Source organism: Streptosporangium sp. 'caverna' (assembly GCF_003203775.1).
GTDB classification, from domain to species: domain Bacteria; phylum Actinomycetota; class Actinomycetes; order Streptosporangiales; family Streptosporangiaceae; genus Streptosporangium; species Streptosporangium subroseum.
In genome coordinates this window covers 5,053,180-5,070,346 of sequence record NZ_CP029711.1, presented here as the reverse complement: position 1 = coordinate 5,070,346, position 17,167 = coordinate 5,053,180, and the positions used below count along the sequence as shown (strand labels likewise).

At 68.5% G+C, this 17,167-nt stretch carries 17 protein-coding genes and 1 pseudogene; 9 read left to right on the top strand and 9 right to left on the bottom strand.

The window, feature by feature from the left end:
• Positions 1 to 173: 173 nt before the first annotated feature.
• The 3 genes from DKM19_RS22420 to DKM19_RS22410 form a co-directional block, all read right to left on the bottom strand.
• A complete protein-coding gene (locus DKM19_RS22420) occupies positions 174 to 866 on the bottom strand; it encodes a DUF2306 domain-containing protein (protein WP_110698068.1) in 693 nt (230 codons plus the stop codon).
• 102 nt (positions 867 to 968) lie between these two features.
• Positions 969 to 1,406: an SRPBCC family protein gene (locus DKM19_RS22415; RefSeq protein ID WP_110698066.1), complete on the bottom strand. Its 438-nt coding sequence runs from the start codon at positions 1,404 to 1,406 to the stop codon at positions 969 to 971.
• 59 nt (positions 1,407 to 1,465) lie between these two features.
• The gene (locus DKM19_RS22410; RefSeq protein WP_239514387.1) at positions 1,466 to 2,182 is read right to left on the bottom strand and encodes a helix-turn-helix domain-containing protein; all 717 of its coding nucleotides are present in this window, start codon (positions 2,180 to 2,182) and stop codon (positions 1,466 to 1,468) included.
• 319 nt (positions 2,183 to 2,501) lie between these two features.
• Here DKM19_RS22410 and DKM19_RS22400 point away from each other — a divergent pair, with 319 nt between their 5' ends.
• Together DKM19_RS22400 and DKM19_RS22395 are read left to right on the top strand one after the other, a co-directional pair.
• A complete protein-coding gene (locus DKM19_RS22400; RefSeq protein ID WP_110698060.1) occupies positions 2,502 to 3,827 on the top strand; it encodes an MFS transporter in 1,326 nt (441 codons plus the stop codon).
• Positions 3,828 to 4,419: 592 nt separating this feature from the next.
• Positions 4,420 to 5,496, top strand: a complete 1,077-nt coding sequence (locus DKM19_RS22395; protein ID WP_204358946.1) for an RNA polymerase subunit sigma-70 — start codon at positions 4,420 to 4,422, stop codon at positions 5,494 to 5,496.
• 257 nt (positions 5,497 to 5,753) lie between these two features.
• Here DKM19_RS22395 and DKM19_RS53035 read toward each other — a convergent pair whose 3' ends face one another.
• From DKM19_RS53035 to DKM19_RS22380, 4 genes and pseudogenes are all read right to left on the bottom strand, one after another.
• Positions 5,754 to 6,317 carry a dihydrofolate reductase family protein gene (locus DKM19_RS53035; RefSeq protein WP_204359131.1) on the bottom strand — a complete coding sequence of 188 codons (564 nt, stop codon included), beginning with the start codon at positions 6,315 to 6,317 and terminating at the stop codon, positions 5,754 to 5,756.
• A 75-nt stretch (positions 6,318 to 6,392) separates the two neighbouring features.
• A pseudogene (locus tag DKM19_RS53030) lies at positions 6,393 to 6,677 on the bottom strand (DUF4158 domain-containing protein); the annotation flags it as partial.
• A gap of 145 nt (positions 6,678 to 6,822) precedes the next feature.
• The gene (locus tag DKM19_RS22385; RefSeq protein ID WP_110698058.1) at positions 6,823 to 7,485 is read right to left on the bottom strand and encodes a response regulator transcription factor; all 663 of its coding nucleotides are present in this window, start codon (positions 7,483 to 7,485) and stop codon (positions 6,823 to 6,825) included.
• Complete coding sequence (locus DKM19_RS22380) at positions 7,482 to 8,609, bottom strand: sensor histidine kinase (protein ID WP_110698056.1); 1,128 nt, start codon at positions 8,607 to 8,609, stop codon at positions 7,482 to 7,484. Before DKM19_RS22380 ends, DKM19_RS22385 begins: the two co-directional genes overlap by 4 nt.
• 215 nt (positions 8,610 to 8,824) lie before the next feature.
• On the opposite strand from DKM19_RS22380, the gene DKM19_RS22375 reads away from it, so the two are divergent.
• The 3 genes from DKM19_RS22375 (at position 8,825) to DKM19_RS22360 (ending at position 9,886) form a co-directional block, all read left to right on the top strand.
• Complete coding sequence (locus DKM19_RS22375; protein WP_110698054.1) at positions 8,825 to 9,223, top strand: DUF6223 family protein; 399 nt, start codon at positions 8,825 to 8,827, stop codon at positions 9,221 to 9,223.
• Positions 9,183 to 9,488, top strand: coding sequence for an EthD family reductase (locus DKM19_RS22370; RefSeq protein WP_110698052.1), 306 nt, complete (start codon positions 9,183 to 9,185; stop codon positions 9,486 to 9,488). The genes DKM19_RS22375 and DKM19_RS22370 overlap by 41 nt, the downstream gene beginning before the upstream one ends.
• 155 nt (positions 9,489 to 9,643) lie before the next feature.
• Positions 9,644 to 9,886 carry a hypothetical protein gene (locus DKM19_RS22360; RefSeq protein ID WP_162641679.1) on the top strand — a complete coding sequence of 81 codons (243 nt, stop codon included), beginning with the start codon at positions 9,644 to 9,646 and terminating at the stop codon, positions 9,884 to 9,886.
• Between the two features lie 232 nt (positions 9,887 to 10,118).
• Here the strand turns inward: DKM19_RS22360 and DKM19_RS22355 are convergent, their stop codons facing one another.
• A complete protein-coding gene (locus DKM19_RS22355; RefSeq protein WP_110698048.1) occupies positions 10,119 to 11,948 on the bottom strand; it encodes an FtsX-like permease family protein in 1,830 nt (609 codons plus the stop codon).
• A gap of 5 nt (positions 11,949 to 11,953) precedes the next feature.
• Complete coding sequence (locus DKM19_RS22350; protein ID WP_204358945.1) at positions 11,954 to 12,700, bottom strand: ABC transporter ATP-binding protein; 747 nt, start codon at positions 12,698 to 12,700, stop codon at positions 11,954 to 11,956.
• Positions 12,701 to 12,927: 227 nt separating this feature from the next.
• On the opposite strand from DKM19_RS22350, the gene DKM19_RS22345 reads away from it, so the two are divergent.
• The 4 genes from DKM19_RS22345 (at position 12,928) to DKM19_RS22330 (ending at position 17,161) form a co-directional block, all read left to right on the top strand.
• Positions 12,928 to 13,581: a response regulator transcription factor gene (locus DKM19_RS22345; RefSeq protein ID WP_110698044.1), complete on the top strand. Its 654-nt coding sequence runs from the start codon at positions 12,928 to 12,930 to the stop codon at positions 13,579 to 13,581.
• Positions 13,578 to 14,657, top strand: coding sequence for an ATP-binding protein (locus DKM19_RS52760; protein WP_110698042.1), 1,080 nt, complete (start codon positions 13,578 to 13,580; stop codon positions 14,655 to 14,657). The genes DKM19_RS22345 and DKM19_RS52760 overlap by 4 nt, the downstream gene beginning before the upstream one ends.
• Before the next feature lie 133 nt (positions 14,658 to 14,790).
• Positions 14,791 to 14,970, top strand: a complete 180-nt coding sequence (locus tag DKM19_RS22335) for a hypothetical protein (RefSeq protein WP_110698040.1) — start codon at positions 14,791 to 14,793, stop codon at positions 14,968 to 14,970.
• Positions 14,971 to 15,472: 502 nt separating this feature from the next.
• Positions 15,473 to 17,161 carry a lamin tail domain-containing protein gene (locus DKM19_RS22330; protein WP_239514385.1) on the top strand — a complete coding sequence of 563 codons (1,689 nt, stop codon included), beginning with the start codon at positions 15,473 to 15,475 and terminating at the stop codon, positions 17,159 to 17,161.
• Positions 17,162 to 17,167 lie beyond the last annotated feature (6 nt).

Sequence of the window (17,167 nt, the reverse complement as noted above, 5' to 3'; positions counted from 1 at the left end):
GCGCAGGCTCGGGACTTCGGACACGCGTGCAACCCGACCCTCCAGAGCACACCGATGCTCTCACCGCAAGACAGTCCCTGGGGCTACTTCTCGTGAACACAGACCCACCCAGTCCATCACGTAGGGCCAGAGATGCCGTTCAGCTGGGGCCGAGGTTCCTGTTCACAGCCATGTCATACCGGTGTGGAGACCGGTGGGGCGTCCCGGCGCTGCTGACGACGGGCCAAGGGGGCCAGCATGCGCTGAACGATGAAGTACTCGGCTACGAGGACGTTACCCAGGATGGACGCCCATACGGCGGCGGTGTAGATCGCCTCGAACCCCGCCGAGGGCGACAGTTGCAGGCCGAGGAGCAGGTAGACGCGCAGGGTGACCGCGGCGAACGTCAGAGCGTAGTTACGGATCATCCAGATCCGGTGCAGTTGCACCTCGCCGCGGCGGATGCTCCGGTAAGCCATGGCCAGGGTGTGCAGCCACGCCATCACGAGGATGAAGAACGCGACCTGGACCGCGAAGCCGCTGATCGTGATTGCGGCGTTGACCGCGGCCGCGATGGACGCGATCACGACGGAGATCATGTATACCCGGCCGACGACGCGGTGCAGCGTGGGCCGGCGGACGCGGAGGCGGTTGACGAACTGCATCGGCCCGAGGGCCAGGGCGAGGCCACCGGGGACGGCGTGCACCATCAGGGACAGGTAGTGCAGCGCCACATCCGGGTTGAGCGGTAATGGGGCGTCGGCCGCGTCTCCGGTCAGGTACGGCGGTATCGACCCGACGGCGAAGCCGACTGCGGACACTGCCATCAGCCCCCACATCGCCCACCACTTTCGGCTGCGGATGGAGCGTGCTGTCGTCGTGGACATCGTGTGTCCTTTCACTGTCTCGGGTGGTCGAGGAAGGACTGCCGACCGCGGCGGGGGATGCGTTGCGCCCCGGACTTCGCCACCACCGTGGGGAGGTGCTGATCACCCGTCGGTGGCGTCCGCGTATGCGGCGAGACCGTCAGCCATGCGTTGCATGAAGCGGGTCAGGTACCACTGCCAGAAACCACCCGAGAGCGGCATCTTAGGGTTGAAGGTGGCGGACCACGTGATGTGTGTGCCCCCGCCGGGCATCGGGGCGAGATCGATGGTTCCGCGATATGAACGGAAGGGCCCGCTCACGTTGTCGTAGACGAACCGCCGGTTGTCGATCAGTTCGACGATCCGCTCCCGGGAGACGCTGCGGCCGCTGCGGAAGATCCTGGTGTCGCCGACCTCTTGCCGGTTCTCAGGATCGCCGCTCTCGACATCGGCGGAGTCGATCGGTGACCACCGGGGCCAGGTGGCCGCATGGGCGAGCGCCGCGAAGACGGCGTCAGGAGCAGCCTGCGAGCGTGCAGTCACGCCATAGGAGTACGGCATGCGCCTAACCGTAGAAGCTGCCGACTTCACTGGACATGCGGGCGATTGCGGTTGATCGATCAGTTCTTGCGGTACGTCGAGGGGCGGACACCCGTATGGCGCAGGAAGGCCGACGACAACGTGCCCGGAGTGGCGAACCCGCACCGCGGGGCGATCTGCTCGATGCTGAGGGAGCTGGTGGACAGTAGCCGCCGCGCCTGCTCGATCCGTAGCCGGGTGAGATACCGGTGCGGTGTCTCGCCGGTAGCCTGCCGGAAAACACGGACAAAGTGGTACACGCTCAAATGGACCTCGGCGGCGATCGTGGCCAGGGTCAGAGATTCCGCCAGGCGATCTCGCATGATGGCGACGCTCGCCCGGACGGCGGCATGCTCGGGACCGGGCAGGTGCACGTCCCTGCCGAGAGTCAGCACGTGCGTCGAGAGAAACGCCGCAGCGGACTCCGCGTACAGGTCGCCGGCGGCGCCGGTGCCCGGCAGCGCACGAAGAAGCTGCTCGACGACCGGATCTCCCGCCCGAAGGGCGGCGGACAGCCCCTCGAAGTCAGGTTCACGACCGCCCAGCGTCCCCGTAACCTCCCGGACGGCCGACGAGGGAATGTGCACCTGGACGGTCCGCAACCTGGACGTCGCCCGATAGGTGAAGGAGGTGGCGCGTCCGGGAACCATGAGCTCTAGGTGGCCCGGCACCCACCGCCGTTCAACGGGCCTGCCGCCGGCGTACAGCCGAACGTCCGCGTTTCCCGCTACGCACAGCACGATATGCAGGTCGGACACCGCAGGCAGCGGAAGATGCTCGGCTTCGGACGCGTGGTCAAAACTCTGTACCAGCAGCGACCGCCAACCGGCGTTGTCCCAGCTGTTGTACGTGTGCCGCACATACGCCGGTGTGTCGAAATCGGCATAAGACGATGTATCGAAGTCAAGCGAATCGAACACACCACGAGTCTAGTCGGTGGTCAGATGCCTGTTCCCGCAGGTTACCCGGTGTAGCTTCCCACGGGCCAGGTCGTGGGCCAGCACGATCCGCGAGGCCCGCCCCACCAGCCCCCCATAGATAGGAACGGAGTCCATCGTGACGAGTGAGTCTCGATCCATGACGCGCGACGACCGCAAGGTCCTCGCCGGCACCCTGGCCGGCACCACCATCGAGTGGTACGACTTCTTCATCTACGCCCAAGCCGCCGGCCTGGTCTTCGGCCCGCTCTTCCTGGCCCCGGTCAACGAGCAGGCCCCCGGCCTGGCCACGCTCATCTCGCTGGCCACGATCGGCATCAGCTTCCTGTTCCGGCCGCTCGGCGCGATCATCGCCGGCCGGTACGGCGACCGGCTGGGCCGCAAGCGCATGCTCGTGCTGACCCTGCTCCTGATGGGCGCGGCCACCATGCTCATCGGCCTGCTGCCCACCTACGAGACGATCGGTGTGGCGGCACCCATCGCCCTCATCCTCCTGCGCATCCTGCAAGGCTTCTCCGCGGGCGGCGAATGGGGCGGCGCCGCCCTGCTGTCGGTGGAGCACGCGCCACGTGACCGCCGCGGACTGTGGGGCTCCTATCCTCAGATCGGCGTGCCGATCGGCCTCATCCTGGCCACCGGCGTCCTGTGGATCATGAGCACGATCACTACACCGGAGCAATTCCTGGCGTGGGGCTGGCGGGTGCCGTTCCTGCTCTCCCTGACCCTGATCATCATTGGCTATCTCGTCCGGAGGGCCGTCGAGGAGAGCCCCGTGTTCAAGGAACTGCAGCAGCGCACCAAGACCTCCTCCGCCCCGCTGCGCGACCTGTTCCGCCACAACAGCAAGAACGTCGTCCTCACCGCGCTCATCTTCGTGGCCAACAACGCCGCCGGCTACCTGCTGATCGCCTACTTCATCAGCTACGGCACCACCGCCCTGGGCTTGTCCCGGCAGTCGGTCCTGCTCGCCACCGTCGTCGGCTCGGTCGGCTGGCTCATCTTCACCCTGTACGGCGGGGTGCTGTCGGACCGGATCGGCCGGGTCCGCACCTTCCAGATCGGCTACGCCCTCGTGTTCGTCTGGATGATCCCTCTCTTCTTCCTGATGGAGACCCGCAACATCTGGCTCTTCGCCACGGCGATCATCGTTCTGACCGTCGGCCTGGGCCTGTCCTACGGGCCCATGTCGGCCATGTACGCCGAGATGTTCCCCGTCTCGGTCCGCTACTCCGGCGTCTCCATCGGCTACGCGCTCGGCGCCATCCTGGGCGGCGCCTTCGCCCCCACGATCGCCCAGGCCTTAGTCGAGGGCACGGGCTCAGCCTTCTCCGTCGGCGCCTACATCATGGTGCTCTGTGTCGTCTCCCTAGTCGCCGTCTCGGTGGTTAAGGAGCCGAAGGGCACCGATCTGGGGCTCACTGAGCGCGCTACCCGGCGCATCACCTCCGAGCGCGACCCTCTGTAGGGCGTCCTGGACGCTGAACGCCGCCAAGCCGCTACCACGGCCGCCGAACAGGGGCGGCAGATCACCACGCTGAAAACCGCCCCGGCCGACCGCATCGTCGCTCTCGATCAGGCGCGCACGGACCTGAAAGTCGCTGGTAGCCGGGCCGAGCGCGCCGAAACCGCCCGCGAGAAGGCACACCGGCAAGCCGAGTCCGCCTGGGTACGCGAGGAACTCACCGCACACATCACCCGGCTGGGGGAGGAGCTCACCGCCGAACGCGAGGACCTGCGGCAGACCCGAGCCCACCGCGATGAGGCACGGACCGCGACCGCGGTGGCCGATACCCGGCTGGAGGCCCTGTCGGTGGAGATCGTCTCAGTTGGGGGCGCGCCGATGCGGCCCCTAAGTAGCAGGCGCCGAGAAACAACGCTTAGCCGTGCCGGCCCCACCTCGACATCGAGGGTGTGCCCGACCCGGAGCACGTCCCCTGGATCGACCCCGACCCATCCGGCCTGGCGAACGGCCCGGTGTCAGCGGCTTCACCGATCAGAAATCCTCCGCCACGTCGTCAGTTCTGTCAGCCCTCGCACCGGTGGAAGGATTGATGACCATGACCGACACCAGACCGCCGGGCGCCGACGAGGACACGTTCCTCGCGGCGGTCCGCTCAGGCGACACGGCGCGGTTCGCACTCATCACGGAGCGCCACCGGCGTGAGCTGCAGGTGCACTGCTACCGGATGCTCGCGAACTACGAGGATGCCCAGGACCTGACGCAGGAGACGTTCCTGCGAGCGTGGAACAAGCGGGAGTCGTTCAAGGGCCACGCGGCCCTGCGGACCTGGCTGTACCGGATCGCGACGAACGCCTGCCTCGACTTCCTGGAGAAGCGCAACGACCGCACACCCGTACCGTCCGAGCTGCCGGACCCCGGCTCCGAGGTGCTGTACCTGCAGCCCTACCCCGACCGGATGCTCCCCGAGGACCCGCAGGAATCGGTGGTGGCGCGGGAGACGATCGAGCTGGCGTTCATCGTCGCCGTCCAGCACCTGCCGCCGCGGCAGCGGGCGGTGTTCATCCTGCGCGACGTCCTCGGCTGGCCGGCGTCGAAGGCCGCCGACGCCCTCGAGCTGACCGTCGCATCGGTGACCAGCGCACTGCAGCGGGCCCGTGTGACGATGCGCGAGCAGCTGCCCGACCGCCGCCTCGACTGGAGGAGCCCCGCCACCCACGAGTTGTCGAATGACGAGCGCGGCGTGGTGAAGTCGTATATCGACGCCCATGAGCGCAACGACCTCGACGGGCTGATGTCCCTGCTGCGCGACGACCTGCGCTTCGCGATGATGCCCGAGCCGGGCACCTCGGTCATCACGGCCAAGGACGCGGTGGACGGCTGGGTCTCCGGTGGGCTCTTCCAGCGCGGCCACGACGACTGGCGCTGTATCACCACGACGGTCAACCTCATGCCTGCCGCCGTGCTGTACCTCCGCACCCCCGACGACCCGGAGTACCGGCTGTTCAACATCGCGGTCCTGCACATCGTCGACGGGAAGATCGCCGAGCTCACCGGATTCGACGCCACCGACAAACCATGGCTGGGCCTGCCCCCGACACTGTCATCAGACAAAATCCCCATCGTCGACGAGTCCAGCGCACGGGCCGCCGTCACCGAAGTCACCGCGGGATGAGCACCCCGACCAGCTGAACACCAACGTGGCAACGCGAACCCCACCGCCCCGCCGGCGTTGCCGGCGGGGCGTCCTCATGCCCGAAGAACATCGTCACGATCAACGACGCCGTCGCCCTCATCTCCAGCAAGTCGGTCAACAGCTCACTCGGAACGCAAGGAAGGGCCCGGAGAAGGTTCTCTTATAGCCGAGGGTCACGGTGAGCACGCCAGGAAGGATTTGGACCTGGTCTCACGAGCCGAGCATCTGGCTCGTGCTCATCGCCTCGTCTCGTATCGGGTCAGTATCACGCCGCCGGGAAACGTCCGCGTCTCCACCAGGTTCAGGTTCACCCAGCTGTCCAGGGCCGTGAAGAACGGCGTGCCGCCGCCCAGCAAGGCCGGTGCGGTGACCAGCACGTACTCGTCGATCAGCCCGGCCCGCATGGCCGCTGCGGCAAGTGTGGCGCCGCCGATGTCCATGGGGTCGCCGTCTTCGGCCTTGAGCCGGGTGATCTCGGTGACCGCGTCGCCGGTGACCAGGCGGGTGTTCCAGTCGACCGTGCTGGTCGTCGAGGAGAACACCACCTTCGGCATGTCCCGCCAGCGGCGGGCGTACTCGATCTCCGCCGGTGTGGCGCCGGGCTGCTGGTCGGCGGTCGGCCAGTGGGAGCTCATCGTCTCCCACAGTTTGCGCCCGTACAGCGCCAGGCCGGTCGCCCCCACCCGGTCGGACCACCACTGGAACAGCTCGTCGCTCGGTACGCCCCAGCCGAGGTCGTCGCCGGGCGCGGCGATGTAGCCGTCCAGGCTCAGGTTCATGCCGAAGATCAGTTTCCGCATCGTGCCAGCCTTTCGTGTGTCGATCTCACATGTACAGACGGGCACGGCGCGGAAACCTAATCGGTGCGCGATCTTCGCCCGCCGCCCGTACGAGCGCAGCCCGGCCGGGTCCACGCCGAGCTGCTCGGCCAGCCTGGCCACCGCCACCGGCGGGGCCGAAAGCACCTTGTCCGGCACGAACCCCGGCCACGGCAACATGCATGACGCCACGGCCAAGCCGAGCCGGTCCGCCGGACCACGGCCCCGACCGGGATCGACGAACGCGACATCCGCCGGAGTCAGGGTGAAGAACCTCGCTAGCTCGTCCCTGCCAATCTCCGGGAATCCCCGCAGGCGCTCCAGCTCCTCGTCCGCGAACACCTGCGTCGCCAAGAACGACCTCCCGCCAGACCCACAGGTTCCCAGCTCAGAAACCTAACCAGCCGTATCCGCCCGATTTTCGGCGAGTACTACGGGGACCCCAAGAGGATCATCGGCGGGCGGGCCCGCACCCGGACCGTGGACGTCAGGAGTTACGCGGGACCACCAGACCGGATTCGTAGGCGAGGACCACGAGTTGGGCGCGGTCACGGGCATGGAGCTTGGCCATGGCTCGGTTGATGTGGGTTTTCGCGGTCAGTGAGCTGATCACCATGCGGTCGGCGATCTGGTCGTTGGACAGGCCCTGCGCGACCAGGGCGACGGCCTCGCGTTCACGGTTGGTCAGCTCCTTCAGCCCCCTGCCGGCGCCGGTGTGAAACGGCTGGGTGACGTACCGGTCGATCAGCATGCGGGTGATCGACGGTGCGAGCAGCGCGTCGCCGCGCGCGGCGACGCGTACGGCGTGCAGGAAGTCATCCGGCACGATGTCTTTGACGAGGAACCCGGCTGCGCCGGCGCGCAGCGCGTCGAAGACGTGTTCGTCGAAGCCGTAGTTGGTCAGGATGACGACGTGCACCCCGGCCAGGGCCGGGTCCGCGGCGATGCGCCGGGTCGCCTCGATGCCGTCGACGACCGGCATCTGGATATCGATGAGCGCGACGTCGGGCAGGTGTTCCTTCGCCAGAGCCAGGCCCTCTTCCCCGTCGCCGGCCTCGGCCACCACCTCGATGTCGTCCTCGAGGTCCAGGAGCGCGCGAAATCCGCTGCGCAGGAGCGGCTGGTCGTCGACCAGCAGGACACGGATCATGATGTTCGGTCCACGGGAAGTTCAGCCTGGACGGTGAAGCCTCCCTCATCGCGTGGTTCCGCCCGCAGGCGACCGCCGAGGGCGGTGACTCGTTCGTTCATCCCGAGCAGCCCGACGCCGGGCACCGGCGCGGCGTCGGGCGTGGCCCTGCCGTCGTCGTCGATGCGTATCGCGAGGGCGTCGGGACGGTAGTCGATCCGGACCGACGCCGTCGCGGCGGCGGAGTGACGGGCGATGTTGGTCAGCGACTCCTGAATGATCCGGTAGACGGTCCGGTCCACCGCGGCCGGCACGTCATGTCGTTGTCCCTCGATCGTCAACGTCGCGTCCAAGCCGGTCGTCCGAGCCCGTTCCACCAGTTCCGGGACATGGTCGAGCCCATACGGCGGAGTTGTGTTGTCGTCGCGCAGCGCCTCCAGGGTCGCTCGCAGTTCCCGGGTCGCCTCACGTCCGGCCTCCCGGATCGCCAGCAGGGCCTGCGGCACCGGTTCGCCCCGCTTGCGGGCCACGTGGACGGCGACTTCGGCCTGCACCTTGATGACGGAGATCTGGTGGGTGAGCGAATCGTGCAACTCCCGCGCGATGTGCAGCCGCTCCTCGGCGGCGCGGTGCCGCGCGGTCTCCTCCCGGGTGCGCTCGGCTTCGTCGGCCCGCCGCTCGGCCTGCCGCAGCGCTTCGCCCGCGGCGCCGGCCGCGATCAGCCAGGCCAGCTCTAGGGCGCCCCGGGCCTGCGCGAACGCCTCGCCCGTGTCGTGCAGACCCGAGGCTAGGGCGGCAAGGGGAAGAGCGGCCAGCATGATCGCGCTCGCCGCCACCGTGACGGTGCGGTGTCCCGCCCGGACGGCCGCGTACACCGCGAACAGGTACGCGACGGCGGGCACGTCGAAACCGGCCGCCTGGTAACCCACCGCGCACAGCCCGGTGACGGCCAGCACGAGAACCGGAGCCCGGCGGCGCGCGACCAGCCCCAGGCCGCCGGCCGCCAGCAGCGCGTAGCCGAGCAGGTCGAGGTAGGCGGCGGAGCGTTGCCCGGACAGCCCGGTGACCAGCAGCGTCGCCGCCACGCCGACGGCGATCGCCCAGTCTGTGACACCGGCCCGGACACCGAACCGTCCTGTGCTCATGCGCGCACCCTAGCCGGATGTTCGCGCGGGCGAATCCTGCGCGCGGATGATCGACCGGCTACCGCATACGCGGTACTTTCGCGGCTCCTGCGGCGTCCGCGGCAGCCCGCTGCGGCATCGGCGGCAGCGTGAATTGCCTGCCTCCGCTGGACGACCGGCGGCGGGTCCAGCGGACATGATCAGGCGGGATCCAGTCGTAGGAGAAGGAGGACCTCATGTCCATCCGTCGTTTGCTCGCTGCAGCCATACCGGCGGCCGCGCACGTTTTGGCCCAGCCGGGCCCCGTCAGTGCCTACGCCCTGACCGCCGGGCGTCTCTGGTCCGTGGTGGCCGCACTGCTGGGGCTGGCCGGCGCGGTCATCGGCGGGCTCGCTCTGGCCCGCTCCACCGGTCGTATCGGCACTGGCAACGGGCGAAGGGGAGTCATCGCGGCCTTGGCGGCGGGGCTGGCCGGCGCGGTCATCGGCGGGCTGGTCGTAGTCGCCGCCGACGGCGGCCCCGGCACCGGCTACGGCATAGTCGGGGGCTATCTGGCCCTGGCAGTGGGGCTGATCGCTATGGTCCTCAGCGGGCTTGCTCTGGCCCGTTCCCGCCGCCAAGCTCGCCGACCCTGACCACTTCCGCGACTACTACGTGACCAACCATCTTCCACTGGTCATGAATTGGCCCGGCCTGCTTGCGTGGCGCAGCTTCGACGTGGCGGCGACCAAGGGAGAAGCACCGTATTTCGCGGTCTTCGAAGGCGACTTCGCTGACGCCGCCGCGATGGCCGCGGCGCGGGCGTCGCCGCAAGGCCAGCGGGTGGCCGCCGATGTCGCCAGCTACGCCACCGGCGGTGCGGTCATCATCCACTATCCGGTGCAGGACGGCACCGGCTGAGGCAGGACGGTACGCTCCGGGACGCGTTCGGTTGCGGCGCGGATGTTCGCGCCGGCGATCGGTGTCGACGAGGACGTCGCCAACGCCAACAGCACCGGCTGCCTGGCCGCCCACCGCTGACGGTCGAGCGGGTGGGCGCGGACGGGCAACCGGTCATGCTGACGCTGTCGATCGACATCGACGGCTTCGCTTCGGCGATGTGGAAGAAGGTCCTGCGGGACAAGAACAAGCCGGGGATGCTGGTGCGCCGTCACCTTGAGATGTGCGTGTTCTCGTACCTGGCGGCGGAGCTGCGGTCGGGGGATATCGCGGTGGCGAGGTCGGAGTCCTACGCCAACCTGCACGAGCAGCCGATGTCCTGGCAGGAGTGTGAGTCGTTCGCCGCCGCCCTGGCCTGATCTCCCTCATGAGATGCCGGAAGCGACCGGTGGGGACGAGGACCTCCAGCGGGTGGTGCGCTTCTTGGTCGCTACACACCACGCCAGGAGGTCCTCACCTCTTTTCGGGGATCCTCGACGGCAAGCCGCGAATCCCGTCCTTGCGTCCCCAACGTCCGTGGTCAGTACGCCGAGGTGAGCGGCTCAAGGAACGGATCTACGCGGCATCACCCGGCTTGCCGTGGTGCTCGGCTCAGAGGGTCGCGGTCACGGGACGGCGCCCGCCAAGGTGGGCGGGAACAGAGGTGAGCCCCGCCACCACGAGCACGGTTGCCATCACCAGGGCGATCAGCTGCCAGGGTGCGGGAAGCGTGGCCTTGTCGCTGTCGCCGCCGGTGATCGCGTTGATGGCGGCGAACAGCAGGAAGCCTCCCGGGAAGACACCCATGACGGCGCCGAGGAGCGCGGGCAGCACCTGCGCGGTCGCCAGGGCGATGGTCACTTCCTGGGGGGTTGCGCCGAGGGCGCGTGCCAGCGCCGACGCATGCCGGTTGTCGAGCACCGTCGCCCAGGTGATGACGATGGCGTTGACCGCCGCCAGGGAGAGCAGAATGACCGTCCAGACGAGGAGCACGTGCCGCAGCACCGCCACCTGGGCTTCGGTGTATGCGCCGCCGGTGCTTGGCTGGTCGCCGAGGAAGGCGTTGAGCACCAGCAGGACGTAGATGCCGCTGACCGTGACCGCGATGCTGACCACGGCCAGCATCACCCGTCGCGGCTGGCGGGCGGCGACCCGCAGAGCGAGCAGCAGCGGGACGGGCAGTCGCGTCGAGAGAGTGATCAGCCAACCGGTGCGGCGAGGTGGGCGTGCCGCGTCGGCCAGCGCGCTGACGGTGCTGGAGCGGGCCGCGCGCACGGCCGGAACAGTGGTCGCCACCACGGCGACGCCGAGTGCCACGGCAGTCACCAGACCGATCGTGGACCAGGTCAACGACGCCGTCCCCGCGCCGCCGACGAGGCCCGCGCTCGACTCGGTGAGTAACGGAGCGGTCAGCGCTCCGATCGTCAGCCCGGCCGCGGCCGCGACGACGGCCACCAGGAGGTACTCCGCGAGGAGCACGGCAGCGACCAGACCCGGTGTGCCGCCGGCTGCTTTCAGCAACCCGATACGTTTGGTCTGATCGGCCATCCGCCCGCCGACCAGCACCGAAAGACTGGCCACAGCGAGCAGGCCGAGCAGCCAGGCGCCGATCAGCAGCAGGATCTGGGAGTCCCGGGCCAGGTCGGTGGCGTCAGCGAGAATGCTCTCCCAGGTCTGCATGGGTATGGCGCCTCCGTGGTCGCCGCCGTTCCGGTCGACGAATGCCTGGGCTTCGTCCGGGGCGGCCAGCCTCAGGTTCATCACATAGGACAGGGAGCTTCGGTCCGAGGCGAGGCTCAGCGCGTCCGCCTGGGTGAGCCAGACCAGCCCGGGATTGTGCAGCAACCCCGCCGGCAGATTCCGGTCGTCGGGAATGGCGCCGTTGATGCAGCCGGCGGAGACGATGCAGGACGCTCCGGGATAGGGCGGCATGGCGGCGGTGACCGCGACGCCGACGACCTTGAACGACCTGCTGTCCAGGGTGACCGAGTCACCGACGCCCACATCGAGCGAGTCGGCGAAGGCGGCCTCGAGCGCCACGCCGCCGTCGCTGACCCAGCTGCCCTGCGTCACCTTGGGCTGATCGACCGCCGCGATAGTGGCGTCGCGCCCTTCGACCTGCACATCCGACGTCCGGCCGGACGCCTCGAGCTTCCCCGCGAGGACGGGGTACGGTCCGCTGTGCTCGGTGACGCCGGAGACGGTGGCCAGTTTCCCGAGCTCAGCGAGGTCGGCGGCCCGGCCGACGTTGGCGACCACGTCAGGTCCCCTGGTCGCCGCCCGGGTGCTCTGGTACGGGGCGCCGGCCGCGTCGCGCAGGACGAGCCCGAGCGTCAGCGTCGTGGTGGCGGCCAGGATGGCGAGCAGCAGAAGCGCGGCCTCGGTGCGGCGCCGCCGGAGATCTCGCAGGGCGAGGCGGATCACGAGAAGGATGCGACCCATTCCGGTCAGTCCTCCAGCCCGACGAGCGCGCCGAGCTGCCCGGTGGTGCCGCCGGTCAACCTGGCCTCGTCCACGAGCACGCCGTCGCGCATCGAGAACTTCCGGTCCGCGGTGGCCGCGATCCGCGCGTCGTGGGTAACGATGACCAGCGTCTGCCCGGACTCGTGCAGGTCCTTGAAGAGCTGGAGGACGTCCAGGGTGGCAGCGCTGTCCAGGTTTCCGGTCGGTTCGTCGGCGAGGACGACCAGCGGCTCGTTGCTCAGCGCCCGGGCGACCGCGACCCGCTGCCGCTGGCCGCCCGACAGCGCGGAGGGCAGGAACCGCGCCCGGCCGGCGAGCCCGAGCTGATCCAGTAGCTCCTCCGCGCGCCGCCGTGCGACCTGCGGCGAGCGTCCGGCGAGCAGCGCCGCCAGCTCGACGTTCTCGACGGCGGTGAGCTCCTCCATCAGGTGGAAGGACTGGAAGACGTAGCTGACGTCGGTCCGCCGCATCCGGGCCAGGGCCTTCTCGCTGATGTTGTCGATGCGCCGGCTGTTCAGCGACACCTCTCCAGCCGAGGGCCGATCCAGCCCGCCGAGCAGATGCAGCAACGTCGACTTTCCGCAGCCGCTCGGCCCCATGATCGCCACCGTCTCTCCCGCGCTGACGTCGAGATCGACGCCGTCGACGGCGCGCACCAATCCTTCCCCTTTGCCGTGCTCCTTCCGTAGCCCGCGGGCGCTCAGTACGGGCGTGTCGGCGGCATTGCTCACGATCCACTCCTTCGATAGATCCAGTTCTGCTTACAGGTCTTGAGCCGGGGACGTCGGCTGAGACGTCGTGACCGATGCTGACGCGGGTGCGGACATGAACAGGCCGCCACCAGGACGGCGGCGCAGAGGGCTCTGATCATGGCCGCTAGCGTGGCCTGAAGCGGGTTGCACGGTCGTGAACGGATCCGTTAACGCCATTGAAACCCCGGTTCGGATATGAATGTCGGGTGCGGATTCTGGTGGCCGAAGACGAACGCGACCTGGCCGATCTCGTGGCGGTGGGATTGCGCCGTCATGCCATGGCCGTCGACGTGGTGTACGACGGGGCCGCCGCGGTGGAGCGGTTGGCGGTACACGACTACGACGTTCTCGTGCTGGATCGGGACCTGCCCGAGATGCACGGTGACCTCGTGTGCCGTGAGCTGGTGGCGCGCGGGAGCCGTACGCGGATCTTGATGATGACGGCGGCAGCGTCGGTGCCGGAGCGAGTGGCGGGTCTCGGGATGGGGGCCGACGACTACCTGCCCAAACCGTTCGACTATGCCGAGTTGGTTGCGCGGGTGCAGGCGCTGGGGCGGCGTAGCCAGTCGGCGGTGCCGCCGGTGCTTACGCGGCACGGGATCGTGCTCGACAGGCACCGGCTGCAAGCCTCGCGGGACGGGCGGCACCTGCATCTGTCCCTCAAGGAGTTCGCCGTCCTTGAGGTGCTGATGAGGGCGGACGGCGCGGTCGTGAGCTCCGAACGGCTGCTTGAAGAGGCATGGGACGAGAACGCCGATCCGTTTACGACGGTGGTGCGGGTCCTGGTCAGCCGCTTACGGGCCAAGCTGGGCGACCCGCCGTGCATTCAGACCGTTCCCGGTGCGGGATACCTGCTGTGACGACGATCCGGGTTCGGCTCACCCTGATCTACTCCGGGCTGTTCCTGCTGACCTCGGTCGTGTTGCTGGTCACGGTCAACCTCCTGCTGCGCCAGGCGCTGAAGACGCGGGTCGCCCGGCTACCCAGGGGGGCGATGGCACGGCAGCCGCAGGTGCCACACCTGCCCGAGCTGGTGAACGACGTGATCAACTACCAATGGGAGATGACCACCTTCACGGTGGGGATCTTGACGCTGGTCTCGTTGGCCGTCGGATGGCTGATCGCCGGGCGGATCCTGCGGCCCATCCACCGGATCACCGCCACCGCGCAGCGACTTTCCCTATCGACCCTGCACGAGCGGATCGCGCTCACCGGGCCGAAGGGCGAGCTGAAGGAACTGGCCGACACCTTCGACGCGATGCTCGATCGGCTCGAACGCTCCGTCGAGGGACAACGGCGGTTCATCGCCAACGCCTCCCACGAGTTGCGGACCCCGCTGGCCGTCCAGCGGGCGGCGATCGAAATCGGGCTCCCCGAGGACGGCGGCGAGATCCGCGACACGCTCCTGCGCCACAACCGCCGGGCGGAGAACCTCATCGACGCCCTGCTGGTCCTGGCCCAGGCGGAACACGGTCTGGACAACAGGAGCCCGGTGGCCCTGGACCAGGCGGTATGGCTCGTCCTGGCGGAAACAGGTTCGGACGGCGTCACCGTGACAGGGCGGGCAGAGCCGTTCGTCGTCGATGGGGACCCTGTCCTGCTGAACCGGCTCGTCATCAATCTCCTCGACAACGCGGTCCGCTACAACCATCCCGGCGGAACCGTTGAGGTAACGCTCTCCCGTGGAGTGTTGACGGTCCGTAACACCGGCCCGCACGTGCCCCAGGAACGTTTCGGCGATCTCTTCGAGCCCTTCCGGCGGCTGCATACGACCCCTGGACAGGGCGCCGGGCTCGGATTGTCGATCGTTGCGGCGATCGCGAAGGCTCACGGGGCCGACGTGCGAGCGAACCCCAATCCGGGTGGCGGGCTGGAGCTCGTCGTGGTTTTCGCGGGATCCGAGGACGCATCCCCCGCAGGAGGAACAGCGGAGTGATACATGTGACACAGAATGTGAATTATCTGTCGCACTGGCGGCCGCCGGATCCTGTCCGCCCAGTTCGGCCTCCGCCGCGCGGTGGGCGACTCGGCAACATTATGTGTCACATCCGCGTGCAGGAGGACGGGCCGTGCCCGTCGTGGCGTTCCCCAGCCCACCCGACCCCACCGGCTCGACCACCGCCGCAGCGGTCGAGCGCTTCCTGGAGTCCCGCACCGCGGCCACCACCCGCACCGGCTACGCCGAGACCCTCACCCACCTCACCGCGATCACCGGCCCGGCCCGTCGCCGAAGTTCCACAACATATTAGTAGCGGGTCACGCAATGGGCAGGAAGCCATCGATTTACCGACAACGCGTTCTTGTCGGTGATCGCCCCTACGCTCCCGCCGTGGCAGCCGAGTGGTTGTACGAGCACAACAGCGGACGAGCATTCGCCTGACCGACAACGGGCGGGACTTCTGGCGGCAGGGCAGCGGCATCTGGTGGGCCTGGCGTCAGGTTGACTGGCTCTACGCGGCGCACGGTGGACAGCCTCTCGGCTGGTTCGCCGGCGCGACCTTCTACGACCACGCCACCCGTCAGGCGCTTAAGAAGGAACGTGAAGAGTCGACGCCCCGGAGCAGTTGGGTCGCCATCAGCGGGATCCTCGCCCAGGCGCCGGCCTCCGGAGCCTGGCGCTCGCGCAGTTCACACAAGTGTCTCTTCGAATTCGGCAGCCGTTCTCGGGCGCCTATGGACCGGGGACGGACACTCGATCCGAGCCCGCTCTCCGGAAGGAAAGCGGAGCACGCCCACTCGAAGGGTTGCCTGTTGATCAAGACCAGTCTCCGCGCGTTCATAGGGGCGATCCTCGTCTTCGTAGCGTTGCCGATCAGTTTCGCCCCGGCGGCGCACGCCGCCACCGTGCCATCGCAGGGTTCCGCCACTCAGCTCGACGTCGGCAACTGGAACGTCGAGTGGTTCGGCGACACGGGCACCGGCCCGACCAACGAGGCGCTGCAGCAGGCCAACGTTCGCGACGTCATGGCCGGTGCCAACATGGATGTCTGGGGCCTGTCCGAGGTCGTCAGCACGTCCGCGTTCAACACCCTTGTCTCTGGTATGCCCGGCTTCACCGGGGTCCTGGCCAACAACCCGATCGTGACGAACGGACCGCAGTACTACTCCGACTTCAGCAACGCCGAGCAGAAGGTCGCGCTCGTCTGGCGCAGCAGCATGGCCAGCCTGGTGAGCGCGAAGGTCATCCTGACGAGCCAGAACAGCAACTTCGCCGGTCGCCCGCCGGTCGAGTTCACACTGCGCGGCACCTTCGACGGCGCGACCCGTGACCTCGTCTTCATCGTCCTGCACGCGAAGGCCGGTTCCACCCAGGACGCGTTGAACCTGCGCAACCCCGCGTCCCAGGCCCTCAAGTCCTACCTCGACTCCACGTACCCGACGCAGGACGTCTTCGTGATCGGCGACTGGAACGACGACGTCGACACGTCCATCACGACCGGGAACGCGTCGCCGTACGCCAACTTCGTGAACAACACGGCGCGTTACGGCTTCCCGACGCGGGCGCTGTCCTTGGCCGGAGTCGCGTCGACCACAGGCTTCCCGGACTTCATCGACCACCAGCTCAACACCAACGAGGTCAACGCGAAGTACGTCGCGGGCTCGGCGACCGCGTTCCAGCCCCAGGCCTACGTTGCGAACTACGCGAGCACGACCAGCGATCACTACCCGGTGCTGGCCCGGTACAACTTCACCCTCGGCGGCGGAGGCGGCACCAACCAGCCGCCCACGGCCGCGTTCACGCGCTCGTGCACCAACCTCACGTGCACCTTCACCGACGGCAGCACCGACGCTGACGGTACGATCGCGGGCCGCAGCTGGACCTTCGGCGACGGCCGGACCTCGACGGCTACGAACCCCTCGGTCACCTACGCCGCGGCGGGCACCTACCCGGTGCGCCTTACCGTGACCGACAACGGCGGCGCCACGCACACCACGACCCAGAACGTCACGGTCACCGCGGGCGGCGGCGGTCCGGCCAACGTCATCATCAACGAGGTCCTCGCCAACGAGTCGGGGAGCAGCACCGCCGGCGAGGCCGTCGAGATCGTGAACATCGGTGGCACCGCGATCTCCATCGCGGGCTGGACGGTCCGGGACGGCACGGCCGTGCGACACACCTTCGCGGCCGGCACGGCGCTGCAGCCCGGCAAGGCGATCACCGTGTTCGGGGGAGCCTCCAGCATCCCCGGTGGCATCGTGGCCGTGGCGGCGAGCACCGGTGACCTCAACCTGGCCAACGGCGGTGACCAGGTGATCCTCCGGGATGCGGCCGGTGCGACGATCCAGTCGATGACCTACACCTCAAGCCAGGCGAGCTCCGACGGCGTCTCGATCAACCGGAGCCCTGACGGCTCGGCGACCGGCGCGTGGGTCAAGCACAACACGATCAGCTCGCTGACGCGGTCGCCTGGCCAGCGAGCCAACGGAACGGTGTACTGAGTCAGC